Below are 15,625 nucleotides of genomic sequence, written 5' to 3'. Positions count from 1 at the left end.
ACAGCCGCTCGGCCGCATCGCCGCTGACGCCAATACATCGGATTACTGCCGCCCTTTTTCAACGGAATCGGCCCATCGCCGTCATTTCGCAGCGATGCCGAATTGGGGCACAGCGGACATTGAGTAGGACGCATCGCCTCCCTGTAACTGCAACCACTTTGGCCCAGAGGCGAAATTTGTTATCTTTCAGTTGTCGGCTTAACCTAACGTTCCACAAGACCTAGAGGGTGGCACCGATGCGAAAGCTTCTCTCGGTGTTCGCGATTTTGGCCTGTTGCTTGGTCCAGCCCTATCAGACTTTTGCACAGAGCCGCGTATCGGATCAGGATGTCGCCGATGCTTGGGTGTATCTTTTCACCCGCCTCTTAGTATTGCGACAGCAGCAACTCGACTTTCAGGAAGGTTTCAAGTGGAACGAACTGGTGCACCGAAAGCCCGGCTCGGTGGATTGGCCAAATCCAAATCTCGATGTGGCGTACTCGGAAGCTTGGGTAGCGACCGCCGAGAATAGCTGCACGATTGTGACCGTGCCTAAGATTGTGGGACGGTACTACACGGTCCAATTCCTAAACGGATGGGACGAAACTCTCGCCAATATCAATGAACGCCTCTTTCCGAATAAGCCTGACGGCGAATTCGCGATCTGTTTGAGGGGATCGAAAGTCGAGCTTTCCCCGCAAGTGAAGCGGATTGACCTGCCGGTGAGGTATTCGCGCGTATTGCTGCGCGTAGAATTGGGAGACGATTGGAGCGAGGCCGTCCGACTACAGCTACAGTTTAATTTCCGAGCCTCTGGCTCGCCGAAGCTACCCGAGATACCGAAAACTCCGGTATTTGACCTCGAAAGGCTGCCGGGCGTCGAAGCCTTCGACTTTGCCGATGCTGCACTGGACAGCGAGCCCGACCTCAATCCCGGTCTGGAGCGTTACGCAGCAAATGCCCGCATCATCCAGCAAGCCATCAAAGAGCCCGCCGAGCGCGAGCGCATGGCGAAAGTGGTTCGCGAGCAAGCCTACGCAGAGTTCGCGAAGTACGGTCCACCCATCGGACATGGCGTCATCCAGAATGGTTGGGCACGACCGGCCGTGGTCGGAAACTACAACACCGACTATATTGCGCGCACGCTAATAACCTACGGCGGCATCTGGGCAAACACTATGCCCGAAGTGCTTTATTATCGCGCCAGCACCGACGCCGCAGGCGTTAAGCTCTCTGGCGATAATTCCTACACGCTCACATTTTCGAAGGATCAGCTTCCGCAGTCCTTCGCAAAATACTTCTGGTCGGTCATTGCAGTAGACACTACTCACTTTCGAGTTCTGCCAAACCCCACGAAACGATACCTGCTCAACCGAGAGACCAAACCGCAGTACAACAGCGACGGCTCACTTACCCTGTACTTCGCTGACGAAAAGCCAACAAATGCGCCTGACGGAAATTGGCTTCCAACGCCGAAGGGGTTGGTGTACCGGCTGACGTTCCGATTTTATGGTCCGATTGATGGAGTAGCGAACGGGACCTACTTTCCGCCGCCGATGATCAAAGCCTCCAATTAGAAAGCACAAGAATACGTCGATCGATCGCACGCATTGGCTCGACCTCGAAAGGCGTCGGGGCAGGGCGCAGGAAGGCCGCGCAGCGCGCCGAGAGCACAGGGCCAGAGCGCTTGCGCCGTTATTTAAGTCAGTCAGGCCAGGCTATACGCCCGCTGCGCATTCGCTCCGAACGCCTTCTCTCTCACCTGCCCGCCCAGCTTCGTCAGGCAATCATCGAGCGCGTTCTTGATCTCGCCATAGCTTCCCGCGAGCAGGCACACGGGCCAGTCCGAGCCGAAGATCAGCCGATCCTCGCCGAAGCATTTGGCGGCGTGCTCGACGTAAGGAAAAAGTCGCTCTGCGTCCCAGTCGTTCCAACGGGCCTCCGTCGCAAGGCCGGAGATCTTGCACCAGACATTGCCGCAGTCCGCGAGCGCAGCGATGCGGTCGGCCCAGTCGCGGCTGAAACCTTCAGCGATCGGCGGCTTGGCAGCATGGTCGAGCACGAAACGCGCTTGCGGAAACGCCTGCGCCGTCGCGATTGCGGCCGGCAGCTCACGGGTGCGAACCAGGAGATCGTAGGTGAGATCACGCGCGAATACCGCCGCAAGACCTCGCTGCGCGTCCTCGCGCAGCAGCCAGTCGGGATCGGACTCGTCATGGACCTGGTGGCGAATGCCGACCAGCCTGTCGCCCGCCGGCGCGGCGCGCAGCCGGTCGAGCGTTGCGCCGACCGCCGCGTCGGTCAGATCGACCCAGCCGACGACGCCAGCGACGAAAGACGTCGCGGCGGCGATGTGCAAAAACTCCTCGGTCTCCGCGACGGAAGAGCGGCACTGCACCAAAATGCTCGCATCGATGCCATTCTGTTTCAGGAGCGGCGCGAGATCGGTGGGGCCGAAGGCGCGGCGGATCGGTGCGAGCTCGGCCGCCGCCATCCAGGGATAGTCGGCCCGCGCGGGGTCCCAGAAATGCTGATGCCCGTCGATCGCCATCATTCATCCTCCACCCATCATTGCCGTAGCCTCTCCCGCCTGCGTGGACGCGGGCGGGAGAGAAGCGCGGGAACGCCGGGGCTGGCGAACGTTCCTACTTCAACATCTGCGCGACGTTATCCTTCGTCACAAGATCGAGACCGGTGTAGACGATCTCCGGCACCTTCTGGCCCTTCTTGATGGCAAGCAGCGTGTCCATGGACTTCTCGCCCATCTCGAACGGGCGCTGGCCGGTGAGCGCGTTGGAATAGCCGTCGCGCAGGAGCTCAAGCTGCATCTTGAGCGTATCGGCGACGACCAGCGTCAGCTTGCCGGCATCGATGTCCTTCTTGTTCTTGTTGACGAAAGCCTTGAAGCCTTCCGGCGCGAACATCGGCCAGCCGCCGACCGGCACGATCGCGGCGAGGTCGGGCGTCGCGGTGCGCAGATCGGCCATCTGCTGGACCGCCAGCGTGGAGTCGTCGTTGCAGAAGGTCGGCGAGCCCGCGACCTCGACCCATTTGGAGCCCTTGAGCGCCTCGCGGACGCCATCGACGCGCTCGGCCAGGTTCTTCGCGCCCGGACCGCCGGAGACCATGGCATATTTGCCGCCCTCGGGTCGGAGCTGGAGCAATTGCTTGCCGAGCGCCAGGCCGAAGTCCTTGTTGTTGGTGCCGATATAGGCGATGCGCTTGGAGCCCGGCGCATCCGCGTCAAAGGTGATGACGGGAATGCCGGCCGCAGCCGCGGCCTCGATCGACTTGGTCATCGCCGCGACGTCGGCAACCGAGATCGCCAACCCGTCCACCTTCTGGGTGATGAAGTCCTGGATGATCTGCGCCTGCGTCGCCGGCTCGTGCTCGATCGGCCCCTTGTAGATGCATTCGACGTTGCCGAGCTCCTTGGCGCGCTTCATGCAGCCGTCGCGGGCGACGTCGAAGAACGGATTGTTCATCGCCTTGGGCACGACCGCGAACTTGTAGGTCTGGGCAAACGCCGGGGTCGCCATCATCGCGATGGCCATGCCGGCGAGTAGTAGCTTTCTCATTACGTTCCCTCCACACTTTTATGCCTATCCTTTTGAAAACTCCGGAAGGCGGATAGACGATGCATTCGTTGCCCTCCCGGAGTAACTCTTCTCAGGCCATGCGCGAGCGGATGCGGTCCACCAGCACGGCCAGGATGATGATCACGCCGACCAGCGTCTGCTGCCAGTAGGAGTTGACCTGCGCGAGCACGAGTCCGTTGCGGATCACCTCGAGCAGCACGCAGCCGACGATGGCCCCTAACGGACCGCCGATGCCGCCGGCGAGATTGGCACCCCCGATGACGGCGGCCGCGATCACATTGAGCTCGTAGGACGTCGCCATGTTCGCCGGCGCCGATCCAAGCCAGCCGGAGATGATGATGCCCTGAAGCCCTGCGGCGAGCGCGCAGATCACGTAGACCTCGATCTTCACGCGTACGACCGAGATGCCGGTCAATTCGGCCGCCTTCTCGTTGCCGCCGAGCGCGAAGACGTGACGACCGAAGGTGGTGTGGTGCAGCACCACCGCCATAACGAGAGCGAGGATCACGAGGTAAATGAACGGCGCGGGCACGCCGAACAGGTCGCCCGAGGTGAGCGCGTAGAAATAGTCGGCGTCCGGGCCGCCCGGAAAGCTGCCGCGGCCGTTGGAGACGACATAGGCGAGACCACGCACGATCGAGAGCATGCCGAGCGTCGTGACGAACGGCGACAGCCCCAGCGTCGCGATGCAGAAGCCGTTGATGAGCCCGACGACCAGCGCAACGGCCAGCCCCGCCAACACGGAGATCACGAGGATCAACCCCGGCACGTTGGCAAGCACCGTCTTGCCGTCCGCGGCCAGGTGGACGAACATCGATCCCGGCGCCGACAGCTCCGTCATGACCATGGAAGTGATCATCGCGGAAAAGCACATCATCGAGCCGACCGAGAGGTCGATACCCCCGGTGATGATGACGAAGGTGATTCCGAGGGTCGCGATGGCGATGAAGGAGAAGTTCTTCGCCACATTCTGCATGTTGCCCTCGGTGAAGAAATAGGGGCTGGCGAAATGCATGATGGCGAGCAGCACCAGGAGCGCGAGCAGGACGTAGCCCGTCTGCGTCGCAAACAGACCGCGCTGCCACCATCTGGACTTGCCGACATTGGTGAAGGTGATCGGGGATTCGATCTGGATGGCCATTACGCCGCCTCCTTCGCGCCGGTGATGAGGGCGGTGACTTCCTCGGGACTGGTATCGTGGATCGCCTTGTCCGCACGCTTCTCGCCACGGCGCATGACGACGACGCGGTCGCAGACCGCGAACACGTCGGGCATGCGGTGGGAGATCAGCATCACGGCGACGCCTTGTTCCTTCAGGCGGTGGATCAGGCTCAGCACCTGCTCGACCTGGCGCACCGAGATCGCGGCGGTCGGCTCGTCCATCATCACCAGCTTTGCATTGGACAGTCGCGTCCGCGCGATCGCGACCGCCTGGCGCTGGCCGCCTGACATCTGCTTGACGAGATCATGCGGCCGCGTCTCCGAGCGCAACTCGCCGAACAAGTCCAGCGCGCGCGCCGCCATTGCCTTGTGGTCGAGCAGCGAGATGGGGCCGAATTTGCGCTTGAGCTCGCGGCCGAGAAAGACGTTCGCGGCCGCGGTCAGATTGTCGGCGAGCGCGAGGTCCTGGTAGACCACCTCGATGCCGACGGCGCGGGCGTCGATCGGCCGATAGAAATGCACCGCATTGCCGTCGAAGCGGATCTCGCCGTGGCTGGGACGGAAATTGCCGGCGATGATTTTCACCAGCGTCGACTTGCCGGCGCCGTTGTCGCCCATCAGGCCGACCACCTCGCCCGGATAGACCTTCATCTCGACGTCGTGCAGCGCGCGGATGGCACCGAACTCCTTGCCGATCCCGGTCAGTTCGAGGACCGGCTGCCGTGTTGCTTCAACGCTTGTCATCAGCAGCCTCGCTCAGACGTACCGGTTGACCAGGGATTCCAGATATTCCTGACGGCCCGACCGCGGCTGCGGATCGAAGCCGGGGGCGAGCGCGCGATCGGCGAGATCGGCGAGCGAACGCTGGCCGGCAAGGATGGCGCGGCCCTCAGCTCCGGCCCAGCCCTGGTAGCGCTCGGCGAGCGGCACCGTGAGCGCGCTCGCATCTAGCATGTCGGCCGCCGCGAGAAAGGCCCGCGCGCAGGCATCCATCGAGCCGACATGGGCGTGGATCAGATCGTCTGGGTCGATGGATTGCCGCCTGATCTTGGCGTCGAAATTGAGACCGCCCGTGGTGAAGCCGCCGCGGTTCAGCATCTCGTGGAACACCAGCGCCAGCTCGCCCACGTTCATCGCGAACTGGTCGGTGTCCCAGCCAAGCAGATCGTCGCCGCGGTTGATGTCGAGCGAACCGAACACGCCAAGGGCTTCGGCGAGCGCGACCTCGTGCTGGAACGAATGGCCGGCGAGGATGGCGTGGTTCTGCTCGATGTTGAGCTTGACGTCCTGGAGCAGGTCATAGCGCTGGAGGAAGCCGTAGCAGGTGGCGACGTCGAAATCGTATTGGTGCTTGGTCGGCTCCTTCGGCTTGGGCTCGATCAGGATCGGGCCCTTGAAGCCGATCTTGTGCTTGTGCTCGACGACCAGGGAGACGAAGCGGCCGAGCTGGTCGAGCTCGCGTCCGATATCGGTGTTGAGCAGCGTCTCGTAGCCCTCGCGCCCTCCCCACAGCACGTAATTCTGGCCGCCGAGCCGGTGCGTGACCTCGAGCGCGGCGCGCACTTGTCCGGCGGCATAGGTGAAGACCTCGGGATCCGGATTGGTCGCGGCGCCTGCCATGTAGCGGCGGTGCGTGAACAGATTGGCCGTGCCCCAGAGCAGGCGCACCTTGGCGGAAGCCATCTTCTGTTCGAACAGGTCCGCAATCGCATTGAGGTTCGCGACGGACTCGGCGAGCGAGGCTCCTTCCGGCGCCGCATCGACATCGTGGAAGGTGAAGAAGGGCACATCCAGCAGACGAAACAGCTCGAAGGCGGTATCGGCCTTGGCGCGCGCCATCGCCATGGCATCGCTCCCGTGATGCCATGGCCGCAAGAACGTCTCGCCGCCGAAGGGATCGCCGCCCGGCCAGCAGAACGAATGCCAGTAGCAGACGGCAAAGCGCAAATGGTCCTCCAGCCTGCGGCCGTGGACGATGCGGTCCTTGTCGTACCAGCGGAACGCGAGCGGGCTCTTGGCGTTCGTGCCGCCATAGGCGACCGGCGCGGTCGCACCGAAGAAATTTGCAGATGCGTTCACAGGGAGAGCTCCTTCAGCGCGGGATACAGTTTTCGCCACTGATGATAGGCGTCGTCATAGGCGGCAGCAGTCGACGCGCGCGGCGTGTAGGTCGCGAGGCGCCGCGGACGGGTGCAGACTTGCGCGGGCTCTTCGCCGGTGGCGGCAAGGCTGCCGAGCCGCGCCGCGCCGAGTGCAGCACCGACCTCGCCTTCCTCGACGCGGTGGACGGGAATGCCGAGCACGTCGGCGCAGATCTGCGCCCACAATGCCGAGCGCGATCCGCCGCCGACGAGATCGACCTCCGAAATCACCGAGCTCGCACTGCCGAGCGCGGCGAGATTGTCGCGCGCGGCGAAGGCGACGCCTTCGAGCACGGCCTGAACGATCTGATCCCGTCCGCACGCGCCGCGCAGGCCCACGAAGGCGCCGCTCGCCGCAGCATCATTGTGCGGCGTGCGCTCGCCATCGAGGTAGGGCAGGAACTTGATCGGGCTCGGCCCGTCGACGCTCTCGTCGAGCGGCGCGAGCAGCGCCGCCGCCGGCGTCGCCATCACGTTCGAGAGCCAGGCGAGCGAGGCGGCGGCCGAGAGCATCACGCCCATCTGGTGCCAGAGGCCGGGAAGCGCGTGGCAGAACGCGTGCACGGCGGAGGCCGGCGCCGGCGCAAACCGGTCGGTGACACGGAAGATGACGCCGGAGGTGCCGAGCGACAGGAAGGCATCGCCGGGCGCGATCGCGCCGAGCCCGATCGCGCTCGCCGCGTTATCGCCGGCGCCGCCTGCGACCACCACATTCTTCGCCATGCCCCAGCGCGTTGCATATTCCGGCGCGAGCACCGCACTGACCTCGCTGCCTTCGACAAGGCGCGGCATGTGATGCAGATCGAGGCCCGTGGCGTGCAGCAGAAGTGGGGACCAGCGGCGCTGGCCGACATCGAGCCACAGCGTGCCGGCGGCATCCGACATGTCCTCGACCATCTCACTGGTCAGGCGGTAGCGCACATAGGCCTTCGGCAGCAGCACTTTTGCGACGCGCCTGAAGATCTCGGGCTCGTGTCCAGCGACCCACAAGAGTTTTGGCGCGGTGAAGCCGGGCATCGCCAGATTGCCTGCGATCGCATGCAGCGACGGGCAGCGCCGCTCCAGCTTGGCGCATTCGGCATGCGAGCGGCCGTCGTTCCAGAGTATGGCCGGGCGCAGTGGGCGGCCGTCATCGCCGAGCAGCGTCGCCCCATGCATCTGGCCTGAGAGACCGATGCCGCGCACCTGCGCGACCTCGCTGCGGTAGCTGGCGGCGAGATCGTCGACCGCGCCGATCGCGGCCTCGACCCACGCGTCCGGATCCTGCTCGGACCACAGCGGCGCGGGATGCGACAGCGCAAGCTCGCGCGCGGCCGTCGCGACGATCGCGCCGGCTTCGCTCACGAGCACCGCTTTCACACCGGACGTGCCGATGTCGATTCCGAGAAACACGTCTCGTCCTCCCTCTCCGGCCCGGCTGGCGATCTCTGTCGCCTGTCCCGCACGGGCCGTCCTCTCACATCCGTCCTGCCGGCTAAAGCGCGATGAGATTAGGATGAATCGTCATCGCGCTTTAGTTGTCGTTTGCGCATGATCTTTCGGAAAACCGCTTCACACTTTTCCGGATCATGCTTTAGGGCAAATTGTCCCGCATCACGATGTCGATGCGGATCTTCTCCTGTTCGCTCAAGATCGGCTCGCCGCGCGCCAACGCCAGCAGCACGCGCACGGCGGCGCGCGCCTCGTGCCCGGGGTTCTGCGAGATCGCAGCATCCATCACGCCCTGTAGCAGCAGCTTGCGCGTCAGGACCGTGACGTCGTGCCCGACGAACACGATCTGCTTGTCGCGGCCGGACTCAATCAGCGCCCTGGCAACGCCTTGCGTGCCGGCGCCGACATTATAGAGGCCGACGATATCAGGATGTTTGGCAAGCAGCCGCGCCAATAGCTGCCAGGAGCGCTCATCCTCGTCGCGCCCCTCCAGCACCGGCAGCACACTTAGCTCTACAAACTCCGAGGCTATCACCTGGTTGAAGCCGAAGATGCGCTCGGCGTGGTCGCGCAGGCCCTGTGAGCCCGCGACGATCGCGACCTTGCCGGAGCTTAAATCGGATCTTGGGCCCACGAGCCGGCCGACCAGCGCGCCCGCGGTGCGCCCGGCGGCGATGTTATCGATGCCGACATAGTGGTGGCGCCGCGACGACGGCACGTCGGAGACCAGCGTCACCACCTTGGCGCCGCCATCGACGAGATCGTTGATCGCTGCTCGCACGCCGGGATGATCGAGCGCCACCACGGCGATGCCGTCATAGGTGCCGACGAGAGCCTCGAGCGAAGATGCAAGCACGGAGGCGTCGAACACGTCGGTCGCGACCATCTCGACTGCCAGACGGCGCGCCGAGAGCCAGGCCGTCATCTCGCCGAGATAGGACTGGATCTGCTGCATGAACAGGTTCGGCCCCGACGGCATCACGAAGGCGAAGCGCCGGGCTCGGCCCCGGGCGAGCTCGGCCGCGGCCACATGCGGCTGGAAGGAATTGCGCTCGATCGCCTCCTTGACGCGCCGGACCGTATCCGGCCGCACGCCGGGCCGGTTGTGCAGGACGCGATCGACCGTGGCGAGGCTGACGCCAGCCTGGCGGGCGATGTCCCTCAATGTCAGCGCGGCGGGCGCGTCCTGCTTCATGAGCTGAAGGCTAGCAGAGGTTTTCTGAGGTACGCAACTCATTTTGAGGGGCAGACTGGGGACGGCCAGCTTCCGCCCGCGCCGCGGCTCAGCGTCCAGTCAGGTCGAGCGTCAGGAACAGGCTGTTGCGATCCGTGACATAGCCTTCGAACGGACCGCAATCGACGAAGCCGTGGGCACGGTAGAGCGCGTGTGCGGGCTTGAAATAATCCCACGACCCGGTTTCGAGGCTCAGCCGTGCCATACCGCGGGAGCGCGCCTCGGCGATGATATGGCTGAGCATGAGTGCGCCAAAACCGCGCCGGCGCGCGGTCTGGAGCGTATGCATCGACTTCACCTCGCCATGATCGGCCGCGAGCGTCTTCAGTGCGCCGGTGGCGACCAGCGTCTCATCATCCCAGCCGGTCCAGAACGCGACGTCCGGCGCACGCAGGCCGGACAGATCGAGCGCATGCGCACTGCCCGGCGCCGTCTGCGCCGCCGCGCTGGTCCTGTGATAGTCGAGCAGCGCGATGACGCGCGGATCATTGGTGTCGCCGGTACGGATCTGCATGTCACTTCTCTTTTTTGACGGTCTGGCCACGCTTCAGCATGAACACGCAGCGGCATCAGGTTTTTCCGTAGCTTGTGCCGCGCCGGACGACGATGACGTAGCGCGCATCCTGCCGGCTTTCATTCTCGAATGTCACCGCGCGCATGACGTCGAAGTCGAGGCAATCGCCCTCGCGCAGCCGCAACGCTTTGGCGTCGATATGGACGCAGATCGCCCCCTCCAGCATCAGGAGCTGCTGCGTGAAGGCGTTACGGCCCCACGGGCTGTAGGACACGCGCGCGCCGGCCGGAAGGTCGACGACGATAGTCTCGATGCCGGAGGCAGCATCAGCCGGCGAGGCGTGACGGCGGCGATAGCCGCTCTCGGGATCGCGCCATTGCGGCTGGTCGGCGAGCCGCACCAGCCGCTCCGGCGGCTTCTCCGCGAGTGCGACGACGTCGCTCAAGGAGACATCGAGGGCGGCGCAGAGCTTGTTGAGCAGCCCCGCCGTGGCGCTGCTCTGCGCACGCTCGACCCGCCCGATCATCGCGCGGCTGACGCCGGAGCGCGCGGCGAGTTCGTTCAGGGTCAGGCCGGCTTGCGTCCTCAATGTCTTCAATCGGCGACCGATCGCGCGGTCGAGCTTCTGCTGGTCCATGGCTCCTCATCCGAATATTGCCTGGCAACGGACCGCACCCCCAAGGCAAGGGGGAGCTTAGCGCGGCGCGCGGCGAACGCCGGGATCGAGAGACCAATATATTAGAATCTTGGCCGGCCCCGAACGCCCGGCTAGGATGTATCGGTCGACCGAGCACCCGTGGGAGGCAATGACATGAGCCAGCCAACGCAGCGGATGATCAGGACCAACGGCATCAATCTCAATGTCGCCGAACAGGGCGAAGGGCCGCTCGTCCTGCTCTGCCACGGCTTTCCGGAGAGCTGGTACTCCTGGCGCCACCAACTCGCGGCATTGGCCGCCGCCGGCTTCCATGCCGTCGCGCCCGACATGCGCGGCTACGGCAAGAGTGACCGACCGGAGGCGATCGATCAGTACACGATCTTCCATCTCGTCGGCGACCTCGTCGGATTGCTGGATGTGCTTGAAGCACCCACGGCCGTGATCGTCGGGCACGATTGGGGTGCGACGATTGCCTGGCACACCGCGCGCCTGCGGCCGGATCGTTTCCGTGCAGCCGCCATTCTCAGCGTGCCGTTCCGCCCGCGCAGTCCGGCGCCGCCGACAAGCCTGATGCCGCAGACGGCGGAGGCGCAGTTCTATCAACTGTATTTCCAGGAGCCCGGCGTCGCCGAGGCGGAATTCGAACGGGATCCGCGGAAAACGCTCGGTGCGATGCTCTATGGCGCATCGGGCGAAGGCGCCGCCGCGATCCGCGCCAGGGCAGCGAGCGCCGGCAAGACCGTCGGCGTCGGCATGGTGTCGCGCGCAGGCGGCCTATTGCCGAGCGTCCCGGTGCCGCTGCCGTCATGGCTCAGCGCGGGCGACCTCGATTTCTATGCGGCCGAGTTCGCCCGCAGCGGATTTCGTGGCCCCCTCAATTACTATCGCAACGTCGACCGCAACTGGGAGCTGATGGCCGCCTTCGAAGGCGTGAAGGTCACCGTGCCAACGCTCTTCATGGCCGGCGACCACGACATGGTGATCGCCTTCCCCGGAGCCGCCGAGCATCTCGCCAACATGAAACAATCGGTGCCGCTGCTCCGCGACATCCAGATGCTGCCCGGCTGCGGCCACTGGACCCAGCAGGAACGGCCGGACGAGGTGAATGCGGCGATGATCGGGTTCTTGCGCAGCCTGCCGAGCTGACGCGCGGCCGTTGCGCGCCGGACCGGCGATAGCTGGATCGCATCAGCGCCCATAGCGGCCGGTGAGGGTCACCTTGGCGAGTGTGCGCGCGCGGATATCGGACTCGATCTGCACGGGCGATGCCGAGGCGTCCGTCGCTTTCGGCAATCGCTCGACATCGAGGGCAAACACCGTGATCTGATAACGATGCGGCTTGCTGCCCGGCGGCGGACATGGACCGCCATAGCTATCGTATTCCGCATGGAGCGGAGCGAAATCCAGGGTTTTGCTCGTTCGGTGATAGCCCCGGATTGCGCTTCGCTCCATCCGGGCTACGGGAATTGAAATTTCAGAGCATGGAGCGGGCGAAGGGAATCGAACCCTCGTATGCAGCTTGGGAAGCTGCCGTTCTACCATTGAACTACGCCCGCGGAGACGCATGGTCTGCGCCCTCCTGATTAGCCGAGACGGCGTCTCGCGCCAAGCGCTTTGGCGCCTCTGCCCTCACGCTTCTTAACGTCCTGGCAAGAATCCAGGTGCGCTGGATTGTGGCGGTGTTATGATCCCCGTCCGGGCTAAGGCGTGCATGAGTGGGGCGTGCACATGTTGGGGCGTTCATACGCGATATTTGACACGGCGATTGGCCGCTGCGGCATAGTCTGGAGCCAGGTCGGGATCGTTGCCGTGCAATTGCCTGATGTGCGGGAGATCGACACCCGCCGCCGGATTTTCCAGGCCCATCCGGAGGCGCGTGAGCAGCGGCCGACTGAAAGCACTGAGCTTGCGATCGAGGCTGTTGCGGCGTTCCTGCATGGCGATGTCGCCGATCTCCCCATCAGTCTCGACATGAGCGGCGTGCCGCCCTTCAACCGGCGCGTCTATGACTTCGCGCGCGCAATCCCGCGTGGGGAGACCCGCACCTATGGCGAGATCGCCAAGGCGCTGGGCGCGTCCGGCGCGTCGCATTCGGTAGCGCAGGCGATCGGCAAAAACCCCTTCATGATCATCGTGCCGTGCCACCGCGTGCTCGAGGTCGGGAACCACGCCGACCGAATCTCGCCTTACGGCGGGGTGATCTCAAAACGCCGGCTGCTCTCGCTCGAAGGCGCCCATCCAACCGCCAGCAAGACGCTGTTCGAGGTCCTGCTGCCCGTTGCTCCGCCGCGGGTCAGCTAAAAGCGCGATTGTGATCGCGCTTTTAGTTTTCTTTTTGGGGCAAGATCTTATCGGAAAACCGCTACACACTTTCCGGATCATGCCTAGATAGGTTGGATGGAAGCGACCACGCTGAAGACGACGCCTTCGATGACGGTGTCGCGGTTTCGCTGCGATGCGGGACCGGACGACAAGCCGTTTGCTGAATACCGCACCGGCCATTCGCTCGCCTATGTCCGCAAAGGCAGCTTCGGCTGCCATTGCCGGGCCGGCTTCTTCGAGCTGGTGGCGGGCTCGGTGCTGGTCGGCCATCCCGGCGAGGAATACACCTGCACGCACGAGCATGTCAGCGGCGACGAGTGCCTGTCGTTCTTCATCGGTGACGGTCTCGTCGAAGCGATAGGCGGACGGCGCGAGGTGTGGCAGGTCGGCGCCGCACCGCCGCTGCCCGAGCTGATGGTGCTGGGCGAGCTGGCCCAGACGGCGGCAGATGGCAACAGCGACCTTGGCATCGACGAGATCGGCCAGATCTTTGCGGGCCGCTTCGTCGAGGTGGTATCGGGCAAGCCGCACAAACAGGTCGTCCCGACGGCGCGTGACCGCCGCCGCGCGGTGGAGAGTGCGCTGTGGATCGACGAGAATTCAGGCGAGGATATCGACCTCGACGACGCCGCGCGGCAGGCTGGTCTTAGCCCGTTCCACTTCCTGCGCCTGTTCAGGGACGTGCTCGGCGTCACCCCGCATCAATATCTCGTGCGCTCGCGGCTGCGGCACGCCGCACGCCTCCTGAGCGATGATGACATCGCGGTCACCGACATCGCCTATGACGTTGGCTTTGGCGATCTCTCCAACTTCATCCGCACCTTCCACCGCGCCGCCGGCGTATCGCCGACGAAGTTTCGCCAGGCCTCGCGCGGGATGCGCAAGATTTTCCAAGAGCAGCTCGCCCTCAACTGAGTAGGGTCGTCTCCGACAGCGCCGCCACGCGTGCGTATTTGGAATGGAGACGATCATGTATGACCACATCGGATTGCGCGTTGCCGATCTCGATGCCAGCACGCGGTTCTATACCGCGGCGCTCAGCCCCCTCGGCTTTGTCCTGTGCTCGAGCGGCGACGGTTATGCCGGCTTCGGGCCCAAGGGCGAGCCGGCGCTCTGGCTGCATCTGAACAAGGGACGCAAGGCCGACGGCGCCCACATTGCGTTTCGGGCGAAAGACCACGACGCCGTGAAGAAATTCCACAGCGAAGGCCTGAAATCCGGCGGCCGCGACAATGGTGGCGCCGGGCCGCGAAAGGACTACGGCCCGACCTACTACGCGGCGTTCTTGATCGACCCTGACGGCAACAATGTCGAGGCGGTGTGTACGTGAGGAGGCAACCAACGCGCCACACACACTGTCATGCTCCGGCTTGACCGGGGCATCCAGTACGCCGCGACTTCTCGATGCCCGTCTCTGGAATACTGGATCGCCCGATCAAGTCGGGCGATGACACCTGAGAGTACAGCATGCGCGTGCCCAAGGCGCGTCATTGCGATGACGGCCTTATGGCTCGTCTTTCCTAATCAAAAGGACTCACCCATGGCCTCCATCCACAACGACGTGCCTCTCAACGCTCCCGCCCACAAAGTGTGGGACGCGGTGCGCGATTTCGGTGCCGTGCACGCGCGTCTCGTGCCGGGCTTCGTCACGGCGTGCCGGCTCGATGGCGATGCACGCATCGTCACTTTCTCCAATGGCTCGGTCGCGCGCGAGGTGCTGGTCGATTGTGATGAGGCGCGGCAGCGGCTGGTCTATGCGATCAGCAACGAGCGGCTGAAGCACTACAGCGCCTCGGTGCAGGTGATCGCCGAGGGTGACGCAAAATGCCGGCTGGTCTGGATCATCGACATGCTGCCGAACGAGCTCGCGCCCTACGTCCAGGGACAGACGAAAGAGGCCGTGCACGCCATGCATAGAGCATTCCAGGGCTAGCGGTTCCTCTGTGACGATTTTCACAGAGCCCTCGCCGCGTCGGCTCTAACAATGGCCCCATGCGTCCGTTTGGCTCCGCTCTCCCGGCGGCGCCACGCATGCAGGGAGCTAGCAATGAGAGGTGCTGACAAGGTCATCTGCCAGGCAGCCGCCGTGCTGCTACTGTTTTCCATCACGAGCACGCCGGCCCGCGCGCAGTTCGCAGGTCTCGGTGGCGGCGGAGGCGCCGGCGGTCAGGACATGATGACCCAGATGGCACCGATGCTGGAGATGATGAAGGCGAAGATGGGCAAGCGTCGCTTCGCCATGCTGATGCAGACCATGGGCCCGATGATGAGCCGCATGATGGAGAACGGCGGCGGTTTTGGCGGCATGATGGGCGGAGGCAGTTTTGGCGGCAGCGGCTTCGGCGGCTACGCGCCAATGGGCGGCATGGGCATAGGCGGCATGGGCATGGGTGGCGGCGACATCATGGGCATGCTCGGCGGTTCGGGCGCCGGCGACATGATGGCGATGATCCCGCAATTGATGCGGCTCGCGAATATCGGCGGTGGCGGCCATCGCCGTCACAGGCGCCACTAATCTTACTGAGTCAGAAATCCACGGACCAAGCTGGGTGAGAATCGCATATTGAAGGAGATTCAACGCGAGAT

General features: G+C 64.3%; 17 protein-coding genes and 1 tRNA gene. 7 read left to right on the top strand and 11 right to left on the bottom strand.

What is annotated here, in order from left to right:
• Positions 1 to 236 precede the first annotated feature (236 nt).
• Positions 237 to 1,556 carry a DUF1214 domain-containing protein gene (locus tag SO139_RS42000; RefSeq protein WP_474804083.1) on the top strand — a complete coding sequence of 440 codons (1,320 nt, stop codon included), beginning with the start codon at positions 237 to 239 and terminating at the stop codon, positions 1,554 to 1,556.
• Between the two features lie 131 nt (positions 1,557 to 1,687).
• Here the strand turns inward: SO139_RS42000 and SO139_RS41995 are convergent, their stop codons facing one another.
• From SO139_RS41995 to SO139_RS41955, 9 genes are all read right to left on the bottom strand, one after another.
• Positions 1,688 to 2,530: an amidohydrolase family protein gene (locus SO139_RS41995; protein ID WP_449384234.1), complete on the bottom strand. Its 843-nt coding sequence runs from the start codon at positions 2,528 to 2,530 to the stop codon at positions 1,688 to 1,690.
• 94 nt (positions 2,531 to 2,624) lie between these two features.
• The gene (locus SO139_RS41990; protein ID WP_449384219.1) at positions 2,625 to 3,557 is read right to left on the bottom strand and encodes a sugar-binding protein; all 933 of its coding nucleotides are present in this window, start codon (positions 3,555 to 3,557) and stop codon (positions 2,625 to 2,627) included.
• A gap of 91 nt (positions 3,558 to 3,648) precedes the next feature.
• The gene (locus SO139_RS41985) at positions 3,649 to 4,719 is read right to left on the bottom strand and encodes an ABC transporter permease (RefSeq protein WP_449384220.1); all 1,071 of its coding nucleotides are present in this window, start codon (positions 4,717 to 4,719) and stop codon (positions 3,649 to 3,651) included.
• Positions 4,719 to 5,483: an ATP-binding cassette domain-containing protein gene (locus tag SO139_RS41980; RefSeq protein WP_449384221.1), complete on the bottom strand. Its 765-nt coding sequence runs from the start codon at positions 5,481 to 5,483 to the stop codon at positions 4,719 to 4,721. The genes SO139_RS41985 and SO139_RS41980 overlap by 1 nt, the downstream gene beginning before the upstream one ends.
• A gap of 12 nt (positions 5,484 to 5,495) precedes the next feature.
• Positions 5,496 to 6,818, bottom strand: coding sequence for a xylose isomerase (xylA, locus tag SO139_RS41975; RefSeq protein ID WP_449384222.1), 1,323 nt, complete (start codon positions 6,816 to 6,818; stop codon positions 5,496 to 5,498).
• A complete protein-coding gene (xylB, locus tag SO139_RS41970; RefSeq protein ID WP_449384223.1) occupies positions 6,815 to 8,272 on the bottom strand; it encodes a xylulokinase in 1,458 nt (485 codons plus the stop codon). The genes xylA and xylB overlap by 4 nt, the downstream gene beginning before the upstream one ends.
• Positions 8,273 to 8,453: 181 nt before the next feature.
• Positions 8,454 to 9,506, bottom strand: a complete 1,053-nt coding sequence (locus SO139_RS41965) for a LacI family DNA-binding transcriptional regulator (RefSeq protein WP_449384224.1) — start codon at positions 9,504 to 9,506, stop codon at positions 8,454 to 8,456.
• 88 nt (positions 9,507 to 9,594) lie between these two features.
• A complete protein-coding gene (locus SO139_RS41960; protein WP_449384225.1) occupies positions 9,595 to 10,059 on the bottom strand; it encodes a GNAT family N-acetyltransferase in 465 nt (154 codons plus the stop codon).
• Positions 10,060 to 10,114: 55 nt separating this feature from the next.
• On the bottom strand, positions 10,115 to 10,696 hold the full coding sequence (locus tag SO139_RS41955; protein ID WP_449384226.1) for a helix-turn-helix domain-containing protein: 582 nt from the start codon (positions 10,694 to 10,696) through the stop codon (positions 10,115 to 10,117).
• Positions 10,697 to 10,870: 174 nt separating this feature from the next.
• On the opposite strand from SO139_RS41955, the gene SO139_RS41950 reads away from it, so the two are divergent.
• Positions 10,871 to 11,863, top strand: a complete 993-nt coding sequence (locus SO139_RS41950) for an alpha/beta fold hydrolase (protein WP_498541874.1) — start codon at positions 10,871 to 10,873, stop codon at positions 11,861 to 11,863.
• Between the two features lie 42 nt (positions 11,864 to 11,905).
• Here SO139_RS41950 and SO139_RS41945 read toward each other — a convergent pair whose 3' ends face one another.
• Complete coding sequence (locus SO139_RS41945; protein WP_474804075.1) at positions 11,906 to 12,169, bottom strand: YbhB/YbcL family Raf kinase inhibitor-like protein; 264 nt, start codon at positions 12,167 to 12,169, stop codon at positions 11,906 to 11,908.
• A gap of 30 nt (positions 12,170 to 12,199) precedes the next feature.
• A tRNA-Gly gene (locus SO139_RS41940) sits at positions 12,200 to 12,273 on the bottom strand.
• A 172-nt stretch (positions 12,274 to 12,445) separates the two neighbouring features.
• Here SO139_RS41940 and SO139_RS41935 point away from each other — a divergent pair.
• From SO139_RS41935 to SO139_RS41915, 5 genes are all read left to right on the top strand, one after another.
• A complete protein-coding gene (locus SO139_RS41935; RefSeq protein ID WP_498541873.1) occupies positions 12,446 to 13,018 on the top strand; it encodes a methylated-DNA--[protein]-cysteine S-methyltransferase in 573 nt (190 codons plus the stop codon).
• Positions 13,019 to 13,114: 96 nt separating this feature from the next.
• Positions 13,115 to 13,954 carry a helix-turn-helix transcriptional regulator gene (locus SO139_RS41930; protein WP_449384230.1) on the top strand — a complete coding sequence of 280 codons (840 nt, stop codon included), beginning with the start codon at positions 13,115 to 13,117 and terminating at the stop codon, positions 13,952 to 13,954.
• Positions 13,955 to 14,009: 55 nt separating this feature from the next.
• On the top strand, positions 14,010 to 14,369 hold the full coding sequence (locus SO139_RS41925; RefSeq protein WP_449384231.1) for a VOC family protein: 360 nt from the start codon (positions 14,010 to 14,012) through the stop codon (positions 14,367 to 14,369).
• 210 nt (positions 14,370 to 14,579) lie between these two features.
• A complete protein-coding gene (locus SO139_RS41920) occupies positions 14,580 to 14,972 on the top strand; it encodes an SRPBCC family protein (protein WP_449384232.1) in 393 nt (130 codons plus the stop codon).
• Positions 14,973 to 15,086: 114 nt separating this feature from the next.
• Complete coding sequence (locus tag SO139_RS41915) at positions 15,087 to 15,554, top strand: hypothetical protein (protein WP_449384233.1); 468 nt, start codon at positions 15,087 to 15,089, stop codon at positions 15,552 to 15,554.
• Positions 15,555 to 15,625 lie beyond the last annotated feature (71 nt).

Source organism: Bradyrhizobium sp. UFLA05-89 (assembly GCF_059803475.1).
Note: the sequence above shows the minus strand (reverse complement) of the source record. Positions and strands in the feature narration are given on the sequence as shown.

Coding starts and splice junctions, on each gene's coding strand:
- SO139_RS42000 (WP_474804083.1), top strand. CDS start 237: ATGCGAAAGCTTCTCTCGGTGTTCGCGATTTTGGCCTGTTGCTTGGTC.
- SO139_RS41995 (WP_449384234.1), bottom strand. CDS start 2,530: ATGGCGATCGACGGGCATCAGCATTTCTGGGACCCCGCGCGGGCCGAC.
- SO139_RS41990 (WP_449384219.1), bottom strand. CDS start 3,557: ATGAGAAAGCTACTACTCGCCGGCATGGCCATCGCGATGATGGCGACC.
- SO139_RS41985 (WP_449384220.1), bottom strand. CDS start 4,719: ATGGCCATCCAGATCGAATCCCCGATCACCTTCACCAATGTCGGCAAG.
- SO139_RS41980 (WP_449384221.1), bottom strand. CDS start 5,483: ATGACAAGCGTTGAAGCAACACGGCAGCCGGTCCTCGAACTGACCGGG.
- SO139_RS41965 (WP_449384224.1), bottom strand. CDS start 9,506: ATGAAGCAGGACGCGCCCGCCGCGCTGACATTGAGGGACATCGCCCGC.
- SO139_RS41960 (WP_449384225.1), bottom strand. CDS start 10,059: ATGCAGATCCGTACCGGCGACACCAATGATCCGCGCGTCATCGCGCTG.
- SO139_RS41955 (WP_449384226.1), bottom strand. CDS start 10,696: ATGGACCAGCAGAAGCTCGACCGCGCGATCGGTCGCCGATTGAAGACA.
- SO139_RS41950 (WP_498541874.1), top strand. CDS start 10,871: ATGAGCCAGCCAACGCAGCGGATGATCAGGACCAACGGCATCAATCTC.
- SO139_RS41945 (WP_474804075.1), bottom strand. CDS start 12,169: ATGGAGCGAAGCGCAATCCGGGGCTATCACCGAACGAGCAAAACCCTG.
- SO139_RS41935 (WP_498541873.1), top strand. CDS start 12,446: ATGTTGGGGCGTTCATACGCGATATTTGACACGGCGATTGGCCGCTGC.
- SO139_RS41930 (WP_449384230.1), top strand. CDS start 13,115: ATGGAAGCGACCACGCTGAAGACGACGCCTTCGATGACGGTGTCGCGG.
- SO139_RS41925 (WP_449384231.1), top strand. CDS start 14,010: ATGTATGACCACATCGGATTGCGCGTTGCCGATCTCGATGCCAGCACG.
- SO139_RS41920 (WP_449384232.1), top strand. CDS start 14,580: ATGGCCTCCATCCACAACGACGTGCCTCTCAACGCTCCCGCCCACAAA.
- SO139_RS41915 (WP_449384233.1), top strand. CDS start 15,087: ATGAGAGGTGCTGACAAGGTCATCTGCCAGGCAGCCGCCGTGCTGCTA.